This window comes from Roseomonas sp. CECT 9278 (genome assembly GCF_918698155.1).
In the GTDB taxonomy this organism is placed as follows: Bacteria; Pseudomonadota; Alphaproteobacteria; order Acetobacterales; family Acetobacteraceae; genus Neoroseomonas.
Genome location: NZ_CAKKLX010000002.1, coordinates 57,800 through 73,300, shown reverse-complemented (window position 1 = coordinate 73,300; position 15,501 = coordinate 57,800). Strand labels below are relative to the sequence as shown.

Below are 15,501 nucleotides of genomic sequence, written 5' to 3'. Positions count from 1 at the left end.
TCCAAGGGGCGGTTGCCCCTTGGTGGGGAGCGCGAGGGGCAAGGCCCCTCGTTCCTACCGTGCCGCCTTGCGGATGTTCCACGCAATGATGATCCCCGGCATCGCCAGCACGTCCGAGATGCGCGGCGTGATGGCGGAGGGCAGGTACCACTGCCCATAGGGCACGTAGGGCACCAGCCGGTACGCGCTCTCGTGCAGTTGCGTCAGGATGCGGGTGCGTTCGGCGTCGTTGGCGGCGTAGGGGAAGGCGTCGATCAGCGCCTGGTGCTGCGGGTCGCAGGGCCAGCCCGGCCAGGCGCGTTCGCAGGATGCCTGCATGGGCACGTTGCCGACGGGGTCCGATGCACCCAGGCCGTTCCAGAAGGTCAGCCCGATATGCCACCCACCTTCGGCCGGCGGTCGGCGATTGGCGCGCCGCCCGGCCATGGAGGCGAAGTCCATCGCCTGCACATCCGTCCGGAAGCCGATGGACTGTATCTGCTGCGCCAGCACCAGGGTCGCGGCATGCACGAAGGGGTTGTCGGTCGGGTCCATGATGACGATGGGCGTGCCGTCATAGCCGGATTCACGCAGCAGGGCGCGCGCACGTTCGCGCGCGGCGGGCGAACCCAGGCCCGCCGGCACGCCGGCATTGGATTCCTGCGGAGAGCCACACACGAAGAAGGCGTGGCAGACCTGGTACAGCGACGGCTCGGGGAACATCGCCTGGAGGATTTCCTCCTGGTTCACCAGCAGCATCAGCGCCTGGCGGGCGCGGGCGTCGTTGAAGGGCGGGTGGATGTGGTTCATCCGGATCATGCCAGGCGCGCCCAGCGTATTGGTGCGGATGATGCGCATGCCGCGGCGCTGGAGCATCGGCAGGAAGTCCACGCCGGGGCTCTCGATGTAGTCGAGCTCGTTCTGGATCAGCGCCAGCACCGCGGTCTGGGCGTTGGCGATGTTCAGCCATTCGACGCGATCGACATGCGCGACCTTGCCGCCCGCGGTGCCGGAGGCCGGTTCGCTGCGCGGCACATAGGCCGGGTTGCGGCGATAGACCACGCGCGACCCGGGGATCCATTCATCGCGGACGAAGATGAAGGGGCCGGAGCCGATCGTCTCGGTGATGTTGGTGAAGGGGTCGGTGGCGGCGACGCGCGCGGGCATGATGGCGGGCATGTTGCCGGCCGGCTTGGACAGCGCATCCAGCATCAGCCCATAGGGCCGGCGCAGCTTCCAGGTGATGGTCTTGCCGTCGGGCTCGGCGGTGAGTGCCTCGGTGATCGCGAGGATCTGGCGGCCATGCGGGTCGCGCGCGCCCCAGCGGCGCAGCGAGGCGACCACATCCGTCGCCGTCACCGGCGCGCCGTCGTGGAAGGCCAGGCCGTCGCGCAGGGTGAAGGTCCAGGTCAGGGCATCGGGCGTGACCGCGAAATCGCGCACCATCTGCGGCTGCGGGCGCTGGTTCGCGTCGCGGCCGAAGAGCTGGTCGTAGATCATGTGCGCGTGGGACTGCACGACGCCGGCGGTGGTGTTGATCGGGTCCAGCGTCTGCAGGTCGGCGTTGGGGACCATGCGCAGGATGCGCTCGGGCGGGATGGGCTGGGCCATGGCCGGCGCGGCCAGGGCGGCGGCGGCCAGCAGCAGGGCGCAGGCGGTGCGAAGGAACATGGCGGGTCTCCCGGTGGCGCCGGCTGGGGCGGTGGTTGATATTGGACCGCCCGCTCCAGAATGAGAACCCGCCCGCGCGGGCGTAACCCTGGACCGCCACGCGGCGAACCCCCGGCGGAGCCGAAGATGACCCAAACGACCCGCCGCCTGCTGCCGCTGCTTGCCCTGCCGTTCCACGCGGCGGCGGCGGAGGCGTCGCTCGATGCGCTGCTCGGGCGGCATGTGTCGATGCATGGGGATGGCGTGGCGCGGGTGGCCTATGCGCGCTGGAAGGCCTCGGGCGCCGACATGGCGGCGCTGGACGCTTGGATCGCCGAGGCCGCGACGCGCCGGCCCTCGTCCATGGCACGCGCCGAGGCCTTCGCCTTCTGGGCCAACCTGTACAACGCGCTGACGCTGAAGGTGGTGCTGGATCGCTACCCGGTGCGATCGATCCGCGACATCCGGTCGACCGGCGTGCCCTTCGACCCGCGGCAGTTCAACGGGCCGTGGCGCACGCGGCTGGTCACGGTGGAAGGGCGCGCGATGTCGCTGGACGATATCGAGCACGGGGTGATGCGCCCCACCTTTCGCGACCCGCGGGTGCACTACGCCGTGAATTGCGCGTCGATCGGCTGCCCCGACCTGCGCCCGCGCGCCTTCCGCGCCGCGACGCTGGAGGCCGAGTTGGACGATGCCGCGCGCGCCTTCGTCAACCATCCGCGCGGCGTCAGCGTGCAGCCCGACGGGCGGCTGCGGGTGTCGTCGATCTACCAGTGGTTCCGCGAGGATTTCGGCGGCGACGATGCGGGCGTGATCGCGCATCTGCGCCGCCATGCCGCGCCACCGCTGGCCGCGCGGCTGGCGCAGGCCACCGGCATCGCCGGGCATGCCTATGACTGGGCGCTGAACGACGCCGGCGCCTGAGGCACGAAGGCGACGCCGGGCGGGCGCGCCAGCCGGCCGGCGCGGCGCCCGGGGAGCCGCGCCGCGGTGGCCATCCCGCCCGGTGCCTGGTTGCTATTCCGTGGCGCGGCGGACGAAGCCATCCAGCGCGGCCTCGGTCATCCGCCGCGCCTCGGGCGGCAATTGGATGCCGTGGCGGGCGAAGATGCGCGTCGCGGTGTCCTCGCCGGTGCTGCGCGTGACCTGGGTGGCGCCGGCATCGTCCTGCCAGACCAGCACGCGCATCGGCAGGTCGAGCGCCAGCGTGGGGTTGGCGGCCATGGCGGGCGTGCCGCCACGCGGATTGCCGAACACCACCACGGTGCGCGGGCGCAGCGCGAGCCCGGCGGCCTGGGCGGCGGCGGCGTGGTCGATCTCGGTGAAGACCACCCAGTTGGCGGCGCGCACGGCGGCGGCGAAGCGGTCGATCGTGCCGCGCACGTCATGCGGGCTGGGGCGGGTGACCAGGCCGGATTCCTGCGCGAGGGCCGGCGCGGCCCCCGGCAGGGCAGCCAGCGCGATGAACAGGGCGGCACGGCGGGCGAGCGCGAGCGTGGTGGACATGCGGGGGGGTCTCCATGGTTGCGCGAAGGGCCGGCATTCGGGGTTCGCCGCGACGCCGCGGCCGGTTACGCCGCCCGCGCCACGCGGCGCGCCGGCATGGTCGCGGCCGGCGCCGGGGCGCGGGCGCCTCAGGCGCCCTGCAGCGCCACCTTCTCCTCGCGGTCCGCGGCGTGGTGGAAATTGGCGCGCTGGTAGCCGGTCATGAACTCCGGATAGGTGATGGCAGGCAGCCGCGCCGGGCTGCCATCCGCCGTCACGGGTTGCATCACCGCGGTGTAGTCGGCGTCGAAGAAGAACGGGATGGCGTAGCGTTCGCGCCCCGACCGGTTGATCACGCGGTGCGGCGTGGCCAGGAAGCGGTTGTCGGTCCAGCGCCGCAGCATCATCCCGCCATTGACCAGCAGCGCGCCCTCCGGCGCCGGCGCATCGACCCATTCGCCGGTGGTCAGGCGCAGCGACAGGCCGGGGATGCGGTTCTGCGCCAGGATGGTCATGAACGAGGTATCGAGGTGCGGGGCGATGCCGAACTCGTTCTCGGGCGCGGTCGGTTCCTGCTGCGGGTAGTGCGACATCCGCAGCGTGTACATCGGGTCGGTGAAGAAGGGCGCGAAGAAGTCCGGCGCGAGGCCGAGGGCGCGCGCATAGACGGGCAGCAGGGACAGCGCCAAGCCCTCGAAGGCGTCGCAGGCGGCCAGCACCTGGTCGCGGAAGCCGGGCAGGCCGGCGGGCCACTGGTTCACGCCGCGGAAGCGCAGCCCGGCCAGCACGTCGGGGTGGTCGGCGGGCAGGTCGCGCTTGAAGAAGACCGCTTCGTTGGCGTTGGGCAGCGCCACCTCGCCCACCGCGTTGACGCGGGTGGTGGCGCCACGCAGCGGCATGTAGCCGATATTGTGCTCGTTGATGCGCAGCGCGAGCTTGGCGTCGATGTCCTGCGCGTGGAAGCGCTCGGCCGCGGCGAAGGTCGCGTCCAGCAGGGACTGCCCGATGCCGTGGTTGCGGACGAAGTAGAAGCCGACCTCGGTGAAGGCGTGGCGCAGCTCGCGGCCCAGCGCCTCCAGCGCGCCGGGGCGGCCTTCGCGCAGGGGCGCGAGGTCGAGCACGGGGATGGTCATGGCGTCCTCCTCAGGCGGGCAGCAGGTTGAGGCGGCGGAGCAGCGCGCGCTCCTCCTCCATGGTGCGGCGCATCTGCTCGCGATAGGTCGGGCCGTCGAGCAGCATCAGCGGCTGGTCCATGCGTTCGAGGAACGCGGTATGCGCCGGGTCCTGCGCGGCGGCGCGGAAGGCGTCCGCCAGCACCGCCACCACCGCCGGGTCCATCCCGCGCGGGCCGATCAGCCCGCCGGGGCTGTCCACCACGATGTCGAGCCCCTGTTCGCGCAGCGTCGGCACGTTGGGGAAGCGGCGCGCGCGCTGGGTGCCGTAGGTCGCCAGCAGCCGCAGGTTCCCGGCCTCGACCAGCGGGGTCCAGCCGGAGGATTCCGAGGCGAAGTCGATCTCCCCGCCCATCAGCGCGCGCAGCGTGTCCGCCGTGCCGCGATAGGGCACATGGGTCCAGGTGAGGCCCTGCGCGAGGCCGATGCGTTCGATCACCAGGTGCTGCGTCGACCCGGTGCCGAGCGAGCCGAAGTTCAGCCGCCCCGGATTGGCGCGCGCATGCGCCAGCAGTTGATCGAGCGTCCGGAAGGGCGAATCCGCGCGCACGACCAAGCCCATCACGAAGCCGGTGATCTGCAGGATGTAGGTCAGGTCGTTGATCGGATCATAGGGCGGGCGCGGGTTCAGCAGCATCTGCCGCACCACGCCCACATGCATCTGCGACACCGTGTAGCCGTCCGGCCGCGCTTCCTGCAGCGCCAGCGCGCCCAGCGTGCCGGCGGCGCCGGCGCGATTGTCCACCACCACGGGCTGGCCGAAGCGGCGCGCGGCGACCTCCGCCATGATGCGGAAGCCGAGGTCGGCCGGCCCGCCGGCGGTCCAGGGCACGATCAGGCGGATCGACCGGTCGGGGAACCGCGCCTGCGCCAGGGCGGGCAGCGGCAGCGCCGCCCCGGGGGCCATGACGGCGCCGCGCAGCACGGCGCGGCGGGTCGGTGCGGTCATCGGCTCTGTCTCCCGGGGGCCATTGCCGGAATGGTGCGCGCCGGGGGCCGGCGCGGCAAGCCGGCGCCCAGGGCAGCCCGCCGGCGGACGCCTTCGCGCGGCTGACGCGGGTGAACCCACAGGGCCAGGAACGCGGCGGCGCGCCACGGCGGGCGGACGTGGCTCTAGAGAACCGGCCCCAGCACCGCCACCGCGTTGTTCCACAGCCGCCGCGTCCAGGGCCAGGCGGCGACCTCGGCGGCGCTCACTCGGCGGCTGCGCGCCAGGAAGTCGTACTGCCGCGCGCGGATCGCGGCGGTGGCGGCGGCATCGGCCAGCAGGATGGTGTTTTCGTAGTTCAGGTCGAAGCTGCGGCGGTCCATGTTGGCGGAACCGACCAGCGCGACCTCGCCATCCAGCGTGAGGGTCTTGGCGTGCAGCAGCCCGCCCTCGAATTCATGGATGGCCACGCCGGCTTCGAGCAGCTCCGCGTAGCAGGACCGGCTGGCGGCGCCCACCGCCCAGTTGTCGTTGCGCGCGGGCAGCACCAGCGTGGTCGCGACACCGCGGTTGGCCGCCGCGCACAGCGCCGCCTGCAACGGGTCGTCGGGCACGTAGTAGGGGGTGGTGATGACCAGTTCGCGCTCGGCCGCGTAGATCAGCGACTGGAACAGCTCGGGCATGCCGGAATGGCGGGTGGTCGGGCCGCTCGCCACCACCTGGGCGGCGAAGCCCTCGCCCGGCGGGGGCATGGGGCGCGCCAGCAGGGCGGCCAGGTTCTCGGTGGACCAGGCCATCCAGTCGCTGGCGAACAGGTGCTGATTCTGCCGCGCGACAGGGCCTTCGAAGCGCAGCAGCACATCCACCCAGGGGGCGTAGCGCGGCTTGATGCGGAATTCGGGGTCGGCGCAGTTCTGGCTGCCGCACCAGGTGATGGCATCGTCGATCACCGCGATCTTGCGGTGGTTGCGAAGATCCACGCGCCCATGCAGCGCGCGCAGCAGAGGATTGCCCACCGGCAGCGCGCGCGCGAGCCGCACGCCGGCCGCGCCCATCGCGGTCCAGAGCGCGCTGCGGATCAGCAGCTTCGACCCGATGTCGTCGACCAGCGCGCGGCAGGCCACGCCGCGGCCGGCGGCGCGCATCAGCGCCTGCGCCACCCTGGTGCCGTTGCCGTCGGGCAGCCAGATGTAGAACAGCAGGTGGACGTGGTCGGTGGCGGCGTCGATGTCGGCCACCAGGGCGTCGATGGCGGCGTTGGAATCGGCGGCCAGCGTCGCGCGGTTGCCGCCGGTGGGCGCATAGCCGCCGATCGATTGCCCCACCCGGAACAGCGGCGCGTGGCGCGGCGCGATGGCCACCGGCGCCGCCGGCGGGTCGGGCAGTTCGGCGCGGACGCGCTGCATGCGCAGGGCACGGCGGCGGCCGATATTGGTCTCGCCCAACAGCAGGTAGCCGATCATGCCGGCCACCGGCACCGCCAGCACCACCACCACCCAGGACAGGCGGGAGGCCGGGTTGCGATGCGGGCGCAGCAGCACGCGGATGATGACCGCGGCCTGCGCCAGCAGGTGCAGCGCGACCAGCATCGCGCGCGTGCCTTACGCCGTGCCGCGCCCGAGGATCGCGCCCGCCATGCGCTTCAGCCCGACCGCCTGCTGGCGCAGCCAGCCGCCGGTGGCCAGCGCCTCGGGCGCCTCGGGGTCGCCGGTCTCGGGATAGACATCCCGGCGGAAATCCGCGGTGCCGAACATCCAGTCCCAGACCGGCAGCAGCACCGCGTAGTTCTTGCCGTGGTCGGCGGTGGACAGCACGCCGTGATGCAGCCGGTGGAAGCGCGGGGAGACCAGCAGCCGTTCGCCCACCCGCCCGAAGGACAGGCGGACATTGGCGTGGGACAGGCTCTCGGCCAGGCGCATCACCAGCACCAGCAGCGGGAACTGGCCGGGCGGCACGCCGATCAGCAGGGCGATGGCGCCGAACCACAGCGCGCCGATGACCTCATCGAGGATGTGGTTGCGGTCGTCGGACCAGAAGGTCATCTGGCGCTGCGCGTGGTGGATGGAATGCAGCGCCCACCACCAGCGGAAGGAATGCTGGAAGCGATGGCGCCAGTATTCGCCGAAATCCAGGATGACCACGTAGATCGCGAAGGCCAGCAGCGGCATCTCGCGCAGGCCGGGGAACAGGGTTTCCAGCGTCGGCGGGACGAAGCCGCTGGAGGCGACCGACCCCTCCCACCAGGCCTGCAGAGACGCCAGCAGCACGAAGGCCACCATCGGCAACAGGCCCAGCCGCGTCAGCAGCGTATAGATGATGTCGGTGCGGATGGCGCGGCGGTCGGTGACCGGTTCGACCGGCCACCAGGCTTCCAGCGGCCGGCAGACCACATAGACGACCAGGATCGAGAACACCCCGAACAGGCCGAATTCCAGCCAGTCCAGCGCATCGTCGGCCCAGTCCATCAGGCCCCATTCGTACAGCAGGGGCTGCAGCAGGGTCTCGAAGATCCAGCCCGTCACGTCGTCCAGGCCGCGGTTGAAGGCGTCGGTCATGGGCCTATCGGCGCCCCTCGGGCGGCAGGGTGGCGAAGCAGAAGCCGCGCGCCTGGAGGCCGGCGATCACCTCCTCCAGCACATGGGCATAGGGGTCGCGGCGGGAGCGGATGCCCCAATGCATCACCAGCACCTCGCCATCGCGGATGGTCGCCAGCGCGCGGCCCGCCAGCGCGCCGTTGGGATGGGCGTCGGAGGGCAGTTCGTCGCCCAGGAAGCCGTTGGCGGTCCAGCCCTGGTGCGCCAGGCCGCAGGCGGCGGCCATGCGGATCGCGCCCGGCGTGGTGATGCCGCCGGGGGCGCGCCAGAGCGGCAGCACCACGGCATCGGGCACCGCCTCGCGCAGGCGTTCGATCGGGCGCGCCAGTTCGCGGCACATGGCGGGCTGGTCCAGCATCTCCTCGCCTTCGCGCGTGCGCGAGACATAGCGGGTGCGCCCGGGGCCGGCATCGCCGCGGAAGTACCAGTGGCGGTCGGTGTGGCTGGCGAAGACATGGCCCTCGGCGGCGCGGGCGCGCCAGAAGGCGGCCCAGCCGGGGGCCAGGCTGCGTTCGCCGGTATGGGTCGGTTCGTTGGCGACGAACAGCGTGGCGCGCACGCCGCGGCGGTGCAGGATCTCGGCGATGCGCTCGGCCTCGCGGCCCCAGCCGGTATCGATGGTCAGGTAGAGCGTGCCGGCGCGGCAGGCGGCGGGCGGCGCCTGCGCCGCGGCGGGCGCCGCCAGCAGCGTGAGCCCCGCGCCCAGCAGCGCGACGACAGCGCCGAAGAAGCCGCCTCGCGCCTCAGCGCGCATGCGTTGCGGGGCGGGCGGAGACGGTCTGCGCCGGCCCCTCGGCACGGCGGGGATGGATGAAGATGCCGTGCGGGCTGCGGCCGACGCGAATGGTTTCGTATTCGCCGGTGCGGGTATCGACGCGCGCGATGCGCCCGGACCAGCGCAGCGTTGTCCACAGCCGCCCATCGGGGTCGAAGGCGATGCAGTCCGGCCCGCCCGGAATGTCGATGATGCGCCGCACGTCCAGCGTGCTGGGGTCGATCTCGGCCAGGCGGCTCTGGACCCGGCTGGTCGCCCACAGCGCCCGCCCGTCCGGCTGCGCGAAGATGGTGTGCGCGCCGCGCCCGACCACGATCTGGCGCTCGATCTCGCGCGTCTCGGGGTTCAGCACGGCGAAGTGGTCGGAGCCCATGACGCCGGTGATCAGCTTGCCGCGGTGCCAGATGATGCCGGCCGGCTCGCGACCCACCGGGACTTCCCACAGGGCCTCGCGCGTCACCAGGCTGACCGCGGCGACGGTGCCGCTGCCCTGCAGCGTGACATACACCACGCTGGAATCCGGCCGGAACGCCATGTGGGACGGCTTGTCGGGCATCCGCAGCCGGGCCAGCAGGGCCATGCTGCGTGCCTCGTAGATATCGACCTGGTTGCGCCGCAGGGAACAGATGACCAGGAAGCGCCCGTCGGGCGAGAAATCCAGGTGGTAGGGGTTCGACACCCTTTCGCGCCGGCGGATGTCGCCGGTCGCGGGGTCGACGAAGAAGATCTCGTTGCCGCCGGAATCCGCGATCAGCAGGTCGCGCCCATCGGGCGAGAGGACCAGGTGGTGGACCTCGCGCAGGGCGGGGATGCGGCGCAGTTCGGTCCGCGTGATGGCATCGAGGATCGAGATGCTCGAATCCCCCGAATTCAGCACATAGACCAGGTCGGCCGCGGCCGGGCGCGCCAGCAGCAGCAGGGGGGCGGAGAGCAGGAGCGAGCGGCGACGCATGGCGGGGCACGGGTTCCGGATGACGGTGGGGGCGCCGTCGGGCCGGAAATTGCGCCGCGCCCGCGCGCGACGCAAGCCCGCAATGGCCCCCGCCGCGCGTCAGCCCTCGGCGGGCTGGAAGGCGAGCGACACGCCGTTCATGCAGTAGCGCAGCCCGGTCGGCCGCGGCCCGTCCGGGAACACATGGCCAAGGTGCCCGCCGCAGCGCGCGCAATGCACCTCGGTGCGGGTCATGAAGAAGGACCGGTCCGATTTCTCGGCCACCGCGCCGTCGATCGGCGCGAAGAAGGACGGCCAGCCGGTGCCGCTTTCGAACTTCGCGCCGGCGTCGAACAGGGGCGTCGCGCAGCCGGCACACAGGAAGGTGCCCGGGCGCTTTTCGTCGTTCAGCGGGGAGGTGCCGGGGCGCTCGGTGCCGTGCTGGCGCAGCACGCGGAAGGCCTCGGGGCTGAGGGCCGCGCGCCATTCGGCGTCGGTCCGGGTGACCGGAAAGGTCTCGTCGGGAGTCTCGTTGCGCTTGAAAAGCATGGTTCCTGTCCTGTCGTTCTCGCGGTCCAGGGGGCCGTCGCCCCCTGGTGGGGGAGCGCGCGGGGGCGACGCCCCCTCGTTCGTCACGCCGCCGGCCGCTTCACCCGGTCCGCAAACACCTTGCGGAACTTGACCACCTTCGGCGCCACCACCGCCCGGCAATAGCCCGACCAGGGGTTGCGCGCGAAGTAGTCGTGATGCTCGGCCTCGGCCGGCCAGAACGGCGCCTCGTCCAGCAGCTCCGTCACCACCTTGCCGTCATACAGACCGGCCTGCTCGACCTCGGCGACCACGGCGCGCGCGGTGGCGGCCTGTTCCGGCGAATGGGTGAAGATGACCGACCGGTATTGCGGCCCGACATCGGCGCCCTGGCGGTCCCTGGTGGTCGGGTCGTGAATGGTGAAGAACACCCGCAGCAGGTCGGCATAGGCCAGCTCGGCCGGGTCGAAGACCACCCGCACCACCTCGGCATGGCCGGTCTGCTTGCCGCAGACCGCCTCGTAGGTCGGGTTGTCGACATGCCCCCCGGCATAGCCGGACATCACCGACACCACGCCACGCAGGTCCTTGAACACCGCCTCAAGGCACCAGAAGCAGCCGCCGCCCAGCGTCGCCGCCTCGTGTCCTGCCTGTGCGATCATCATATCCTCCTTGCTTCGCGGGTGTCCCGCCATCCTGGCCCGGCCGATCGGCGGAAGGGAACGGCGGGTCACCCGGCACCATGGCCCGCGGCACGGCGACGACGCCCCCGGGACGTCACCGCGCGCCCGCCGACACCCTTCGCCATGTGGGGGCGAAAGGTCACGCGCGGAAGGCTCGCACGCGGTGCGACAGGGCTGCCCTCGGCGCGGGCGCGCCGCCGACCCCGCCGAGGGCAGGGCTGGCGTGCAGCGCGCGAAGCCGCGCCAGCCGGCGCCCCGGGCGGGGCCGCAGCCCGGCGTCCGGGCGGTCCGTCACGCCAGGAAGACGAAGTCCGCCGATCCCAGCGCGGATTTCTGCACCCCCGCCAGCAGCACGGAATCGCCGGCAGCCAGGTCGATGATCGCGCCGCTGGCGCCCTGGCGCGTCGCCGCCAGCACGGCCGCGGCATTGGCGAAGCCGAAGCCCTGCAGCAGCAGCCGGTCGAAGCCCGGCGCGTAGTCGCGGATGGCGTCGATTCCGGAGCCGGGCGCGAACAGGAAGGCGTCGCGCCCGCCTTCGCCGAACAGCGCATCGGCATTGCCGCCGCCCACCAGCGTGTCGTTGCCGTCGCGCCCGAACAGCGTGTCGGCGGCGGCGGACCCGGTGATCCGGTTGGACAGCGTATTGCCGATGCCGCGCGTCGCGCCCTCCAGCAGCAACTGCTCGACATTCGCCGGCAGGGTGAAGGACCCCTCGCCGCGCGCCACCACCAGGTCGATGCCCTGGCCGGGCTGCTCGAAGATGCTCTCGACCTGCTGGCTGGCGATGATGGTGTCGTTGCCGAGGCCGCCATAGATCAGGTCGTTGCCCGGCCCGGCATCCAGCCAGTCATTGCCGGCCTGGCCATAGAGCAGGTCGGTGATGGTGTCGGTGCCGCCGCGGATGGTGTCGTTGCCGTCCTGGCCCTGCAGGTTGTCGCGGGCGACATCGCCGTCGATCACGTCGTCGCCGCTGCCGCCATAGATGAAGTCGGAACCGGCCTCGCCCAGCAGGCTGTCGGCGCCCTCGCGGCCCTGGATGCGGTCGCCGCCCGCGCCGCCCCAGACCGTGTCGTCGCCGCCCAGGGCGATGATCAGGTTGACGCCCTCGTTGCCGCGGATGCGTTCGTCGCCGATATTGCCGATGCCGAAGATCCCGCCGGTGCCGGGCGCCAGCACCAGCCATTCGATGTTGCGCGGCAGGTAGATGCTGCTGGCGGCGATGACGGTGTCCTCGCCGCTGTTGAGGAAGTCGAGCACCACGTCGGCGCGGCTGTCGACCTGGTACAGGTCGTTGCCGAAGCCGCCCGCCATCCGGTCGCCGCCCTCATTGCCATCGAGCACGTCGTTGCCGTCGCCGCCCTGCAGCGTGTCGGCCTCGGTGCCGCCCACCAGGCTGTCGATGCCCGCGCCGCCCGACAGGCTGTCGCGCCCGGCCGCGCCGACCAGCGTGTCGTCGCCGCCCAGGCCATCCAGCGTGTCGTTGCCGGCCAGGCCCTCGATCCGGTTGGCATCGGCCGCGCCGGACAGGCGGTCGGCGAAGCCCGACCCGCGCAGCGCCTCGAAGCCGGCCAGCGTATCCCCCGCGCCGCCGCCCACCAGGCCGATGGTCACCGCCGCGCTGGCATCGGCGTAGGACAGGATGTCGAAGCCCGCGCCGCCGTCGAGGCGGTCGCCGCCCACCCCGCCCTGCACCAGGTCGTCGCCCGCCCCGCCATCGATGGTGTCGGCGCCGCCGCCGCCCTCCAGCGTGTCGTTGTTGTCGCGCCCCTCGATCCAGTCGCCGCCGATGCCGCCCACCAGCCGGTTGCGCGCGGTCGACCCCGCCAGGGTGATCGCCACCGCCACGGCCGAGGCATCGACCCCCTCGAAGCCGCGGGTGATGCCGCCGCCGGCCACCTGGTCGATGCTGCTTTCCAGCGCGATGCTGGCGGCCGCCGCCAGCACCAGCAGGTCGTTGTCGTCCCCGCCATCGACCAGGCTGTCCGCCGGGTCGTAGTCGACCGTGTCGTCGCCGGAAGCGGCATCGATCGAATCGGCGCCCGCCCCGCCCACCACCAGGTCGGCGCCATCGCCCGCGATGATGGTGTCGTCGCCCTCCCCGCCCAGCAGCGTATCGAGGCCGACGCCGCCATGCAGGCGGTCGGCGCCCAGCCCGCCATCGAGGGATTCGCGCCCATCGGCGCCCCACAGGCTGTCATTGCCATCGCCGCCGGCCAGGGTGTTGCGGGCGAAGATGCCGTCCTGCTCCTCGATGCCCGGGCCCTCGACGAACAGCTCGTCGTCGGCGGCGCCGCCGTCCAGGCTGTCATTGCCCGCGCCGCCCCAGAGCTGGTCGATCCCGCCGGCGCCCAGCAGCGTGTCGTCGCCCTCCCCGCCGACCAGCCGGTCGGCGGCGTTGCGCCCGGTCAGGCGGTCATTGCCGGCCAGGCCGAACATCTCCTGCCCGTCGGCGGCGGCCAGCAGCACGTCGGCGCCGGCGGTGCCGACGCGCAGGCGGAAGGTGCCCTCGGCGAAGTGCTCGGGCGCCAGCGCGATCGGGGCGGCCGGCCCGCCGATGCGGATGATCGCGTCATCCGCGCCGATCACCAGGTCCTGGTCGAGGTCGACGATGAACCAGCCGCCCGCCGCGAGCCCACCCGAGACCGCCGGCAGGAACCAGGACTGGTAGTAGCCCGGCCCGAGGTCGGACCCCGGCAGGACCGTGCCGAGGCCCACGCCCAGGGCCAGGTCGCGCGGCGCCAGCGCGCCGCGCCAGGCGAGCGGCCCGGGGCCGAAGGCGCCGCCGACCAGCCCGCCGACCAGCGCGAGCGACAGCACGTCGCCCTGCGCCGGGTCGAAATCGGTGATCCAGTCCGGGGCGTCGCCGGTGGCCTCGGCCTGGCCGCCGGTCGACAGGTCGATGATGAACAGGTCCGCGCCGGCGCCGCCGGTGAAGGTATCGGCGCCGAGGCCGCCCAGCAGCGTGTCCTCCGCGCCGCCGCCATCGAGGACGTCGTCGCCCTCCAGCCCATAGAGCAGGTCGATCCCCTCGCCGCCGGCCAGGTTGTCGTTGCCCTCGCCGCCCCAGAGCAGGTCGTCGCCCTCCCCGCCCAGCAGCGTGTCCAGGCCGGCGCCGCCGAACAGCATGTCCCGCCCGGCGGCGCCATCGAGGAGGTTGCGGTCCTCCGGCGCCTCGGTCTCGGGGGACAGGTTGTCGAAGGCATAGAGCGTGTCCCAGCCCTCGCCGCCCTCGAGCCAGTCGGAGCCCGGCCCGCCGCGCAGCTGGTCCGCCAGGTCGTCGCCGCGCAGCGTGTCGTTGCCGAGGCCGCCTTCGAGCACATCGACGCCGTCGCCGCCCGACAGCACGTCGTTGCCGCCCTCGCCCCAGAGCTGGTCGTCGGTGCCGCCGAGCCCGGCGAAGGAATCATTGCCCGCGCTGCCCACCAGCCCGGCGAAGCCCGCCACGAAGTCGCCCGGCGCCAGGGTGGTGGCGGTGTCCCCCGCCGCCACCGCGATCCGCAGGAACAGGTCGCCGGGGCTGAAGCGGCCATCGTCGTTGAGGTCGGCCCAGAGCTCGAAGCGCCAGGCCTCGCCCTCGACCAGGCGCCACATGACGTCGGCGAAGCCGTCGCCGATCCGCGCGGCGGGCAGCTGCACGCCCGATTCGGCATAGCCTTCGAAGACGAAGTCGGCGGCGCCGACATGGAAGGTCAGCCCCAGGCCGATGGCGGCGACGCCGGGCAGGCCGATGCGGTCGCCCCCAGCCACGCCGCCGCCGGCGAAATCCGCCACCAGGTCGGGCGTCGCCGGCGGGCTGTTGGCCAGGCCCGCCACGTCGAACAGGAACAGGTCGTCGCCCAGCCCGCCGGTCAGCAGGTCGATGCCACCGCCGCCCGACAGCGTGTCGTCGCCCCCGGCGCCATCCAGCGTGTCGTCCCCGGCGGCGCCCAGCAGCGTGTCGCCGCCGCTGCCGCCGGCCAGCGAATCATCCCCGCCGCCGGCCAGCAGCGCCATGCCGCCGGCGGTCACCGCGCGGCCATCGACCCACAGGCGCTGCCCGCTGCCCTGCGCCGTGCCGTCGATCGTGAAGACCGCCCCGGCCGCCAGGGTGGCGGTCGCGACGGTGGCGGCATCGAGGGTCAGCGAGACGGTGCCCGGGCCGACCTCGAAGCGTTCGATCCCGGTGACGGTCAGCGGCCCCAGCACCACCGAGACGCTGCCGGAGAGATAGAGCAGGTCCCCCGTGCCCGCCCCGCCATCGATGGTGTCGAGCGGGCTGAGCCCCGCCTCGGCGTGGATGTAGTCGTCCCCGGCATCGGCGGTGATGCGGTCGTCGCCGCCGCGATCGGCGCCGATCCAGTCGCCGCTGCTGCTGCCGACGCGCACATTGCCGGCCGGGCCATCGAGGATCAGCAGGCTGCCATCCTGGGTCGCCAGGTTGGCGGCCGTGAACCCCGCCCCGCCGAAGCCGATGCCCAGCAGCCGCACCGAATCCGGCCCCAGGCTGACCAGCAGGTCGCTGCCCGACGCCGCGAAGCGCAGCGCGGCCGCCGGCACGCCGAACGGCAGGACAAGCAGGTCCTGGGCCGGCACGAAGGCAAGGCTGGTGCCGGCGACATCGGTGAAGGCGTAGGTGGTCATCGCGTCCTGCGATCCGATCAATGCAGGAAAGCGCGCAGAAGTTGAATGAACAATGAACAGCCCGGCGAAAATTGCCGGGTGGTCCCGCAGGGGCGGCGCGGCCGCACCCGGCCCCGCGGGGCGCTTGACGCGGGCGCGCCGCCGGCCGGACTC

The 15,501-nt window shown here is 72.8% G+C and carries 12 protein-coding genes; 1 reads left to right on the top strand and 11 read right to left on the bottom strand.

The window, feature by feature from the left end; all coding sequences use genetic code 11:
• Positions 1 to 54 precede the first annotated feature (54 nt).
• Entirely contained in the window at positions 55 to 1,650 is a 1,596-nt protein-coding gene (locus LQ222_RS01675) for an ABC transporter substrate-binding protein (RefSeq protein ID WP_230164058.1), read from the bottom strand.
• Between the two features lie 126 nt (positions 1,651 to 1,776).
• Between LQ222_RS01675 and LQ222_RS01670 the strand changes: the two genes are divergently transcribed.
• Positions 1,777 to 2,556 (top strand): DUF547 domain-containing protein, encoded by a 780-nt coding sequence (locus LQ222_RS01670; protein ID WP_230164057.1) that lies wholly within the window; start codon positions 1,777 to 1,779, stop codon positions 2,554 to 2,556.
• A gap of 93 nt (positions 2,557 to 2,649) precedes the next feature.
• On the opposite strand, the gene LQ222_RS01665 is transcribed toward LQ222_RS01670, so the two are convergent.
• From LQ222_RS01665 to LQ222_RS01620, 10 genes are all read right to left on the bottom strand, one after another.
• On the bottom strand, positions 2,650 to 3,138 hold the full coding sequence (locus tag LQ222_RS01665; protein ID WP_230164056.1) for a DUF302 domain-containing protein: 489 nt from the start codon (positions 3,136 to 3,138) through the stop codon (positions 2,650 to 2,652).
• Between the two features lie 128 nt (positions 3,139 to 3,266).
• Positions 3,267 to 4,250 carry an isopenicillin N synthase family oxygenase gene (locus LQ222_RS01660; RefSeq protein ID WP_230164055.1) on the bottom strand — a complete coding sequence of 328 codons (984 nt, stop codon included), beginning with the start codon at positions 4,248 to 4,250 and terminating at the stop codon, positions 3,267 to 3,269.
• A 10-nt stretch (positions 4,251 to 4,260) separates the two neighbouring features.
• On the bottom strand, positions 4,261 to 5,238 hold the full coding sequence (locus LQ222_RS01655; protein ID WP_230164054.1) for a tripartite tricarboxylate transporter substrate binding protein: 978 nt from the start codon (positions 5,236 to 5,238) through the stop codon (positions 4,261 to 4,263).
• A gap of 164 nt (positions 5,239 to 5,402) precedes the next feature.
• Complete coding sequence (gene cls, locus LQ222_RS01650; RefSeq protein WP_230164053.1) at positions 5,403 to 6,806, bottom strand: cardiolipin synthase; 1,404 nt, start codon at positions 6,804 to 6,806, stop codon at positions 5,403 to 5,405.
• Positions 6,807 to 6,818: 12 nt separating this feature from the next.
• Positions 6,819 to 7,772 carry a sterol desaturase family protein gene (locus tag LQ222_RS01645; RefSeq protein WP_230164052.1) on the bottom strand — a complete coding sequence of 318 codons (954 nt, stop codon included), beginning with the start codon at positions 7,770 to 7,772 and terminating at the stop codon, positions 6,819 to 6,821.
• A gap of 4 nt (positions 7,773 to 7,776) precedes the next feature.
• Positions 7,777 to 8,565 (bottom strand): polysaccharide deacetylase family protein, encoded by a 789-nt coding sequence (locus LQ222_RS01640; protein WP_230164050.1) that lies wholly within the window; start codon positions 8,563 to 8,565, stop codon positions 7,777 to 7,779.
• Positions 8,555 to 9,538 (bottom strand): YncE family protein, encoded by a 984-nt coding sequence (locus LQ222_RS01635; RefSeq protein ID WP_230164049.1) that lies wholly within the window; start codon positions 9,536 to 9,538, stop codon positions 8,555 to 8,557. The genes LQ222_RS01640 and LQ222_RS01635 overlap by 11 nt, the downstream gene beginning before the upstream one ends.
• Positions 9,539 to 9,637: 99 nt before the next feature.
• Positions 9,638 to 10,066 carry a peptide-methionine (R)-S-oxide reductase MsrB gene (msrB, locus tag LQ222_RS01630; RefSeq protein WP_230164048.1) on the bottom strand — a complete coding sequence of 143 codons (429 nt, stop codon included), beginning with the start codon at positions 10,064 to 10,066 and terminating at the stop codon, positions 9,638 to 9,640.
• An 83-nt stretch (positions 10,067 to 10,149) separates the two neighbouring features.
• Entirely contained in the window at positions 10,150 to 10,707 is a 558-nt protein-coding gene (gene msrA / locus LQ222_RS01625) for a peptide-methionine (S)-S-oxide reductase MsrA (RefSeq protein WP_230164047.1), read from the bottom strand.
• Positions 10,708 to 11,019: 312 nt separating this feature from the next.
• Complete coding sequence (locus LQ222_RS01620) at positions 11,020 to 15,348, bottom strand: calcium-binding protein (RefSeq protein WP_230164046.1); 4,329 nt, start codon at positions 15,346 to 15,348, stop codon at positions 11,020 to 11,022.
• Positions 15,349 to 15,501 lie beyond the last annotated feature (153 nt).

Bases quoted from the DNA above. Each gene is read 5' to 3' on its own strand.
- LQ222_RS01670 (WP_230164057.1), top strand. From the start codon at position 1,777: ATGACCCAAACGACCCGCCGCCTGCTGCCGCTGCTTGCCCTGCCGTTC.
- LQ222_RS01665 (WP_230164056.1), bottom strand. From the start codon at position 3,138: ATGTCCACCACGCTCGCGCTCGCCCGCCGTGCCGCCCTGTTCATCGCG.
- LQ222_RS01635 (WP_230164049.1), bottom strand. From the start codon at position 9,538: ATGCGTCGCCGCTCGCTCCTGCTCTCCGCCCCCCTGCTGCTGCTGGCG.
- cls (WP_230164053.1), bottom strand. From the start codon at position 6,806: ATGCTGGTCGCGCTGCACCTGCTGGCGCAGGCCGCGGTCATCATCCGC.
- LQ222_RS01675 (WP_230164058.1), bottom strand. From the start codon at position 1,650: ATGTTCCTTCGCACCGCCTGCGCCCTGCTGCTGGCCGCCGCCGCCCTG.
- LQ222_RS01620 (WP_230164046.1), bottom strand. From the start codon at position 15,348: ATGACCACCTACGCCTTCACCGATGTCGCCGGCACCAGCCTTGCCTTC.
- LQ222_RS01660 (WP_230164055.1), bottom strand. From the start codon at position 4,250: ATGACCATCCCCGTGCTCGACCTCGCGCCCCTGCGCGAAGGCCGCCCC.
- LQ222_RS01640 (WP_230164050.1), bottom strand. From the start codon at position 8,565: ATGCGCGCTGAGGCGCGAGGCGGCTTCTTCGGCGCTGTCGTCGCGCTG.
- msrB (WP_230164048.1), bottom strand. From the start codon at position 10,066: ATGCTTTTCAAGCGCAACGAGACTCCCGACGAGACCTTTCCGGTCACC.
- LQ222_RS01645 (WP_230164052.1), bottom strand. From the start codon at position 7,772: ATGACCGACGCCTTCAACCGCGGCCTGGACGACGTGACGGGCTGGATC.
- LQ222_RS01655 (WP_230164054.1), bottom strand. From the start codon at position 5,238: ATGACCGCACCGACCCGCCGCGCCGTGCTGCGCGGCGCCGTCATGGCC.
- msrA (WP_230164047.1), bottom strand. From the start codon at position 10,707: ATGATCGCACAGGCAGGACACGAGGCGGCGACGCTGGGCGGCGGCTGC.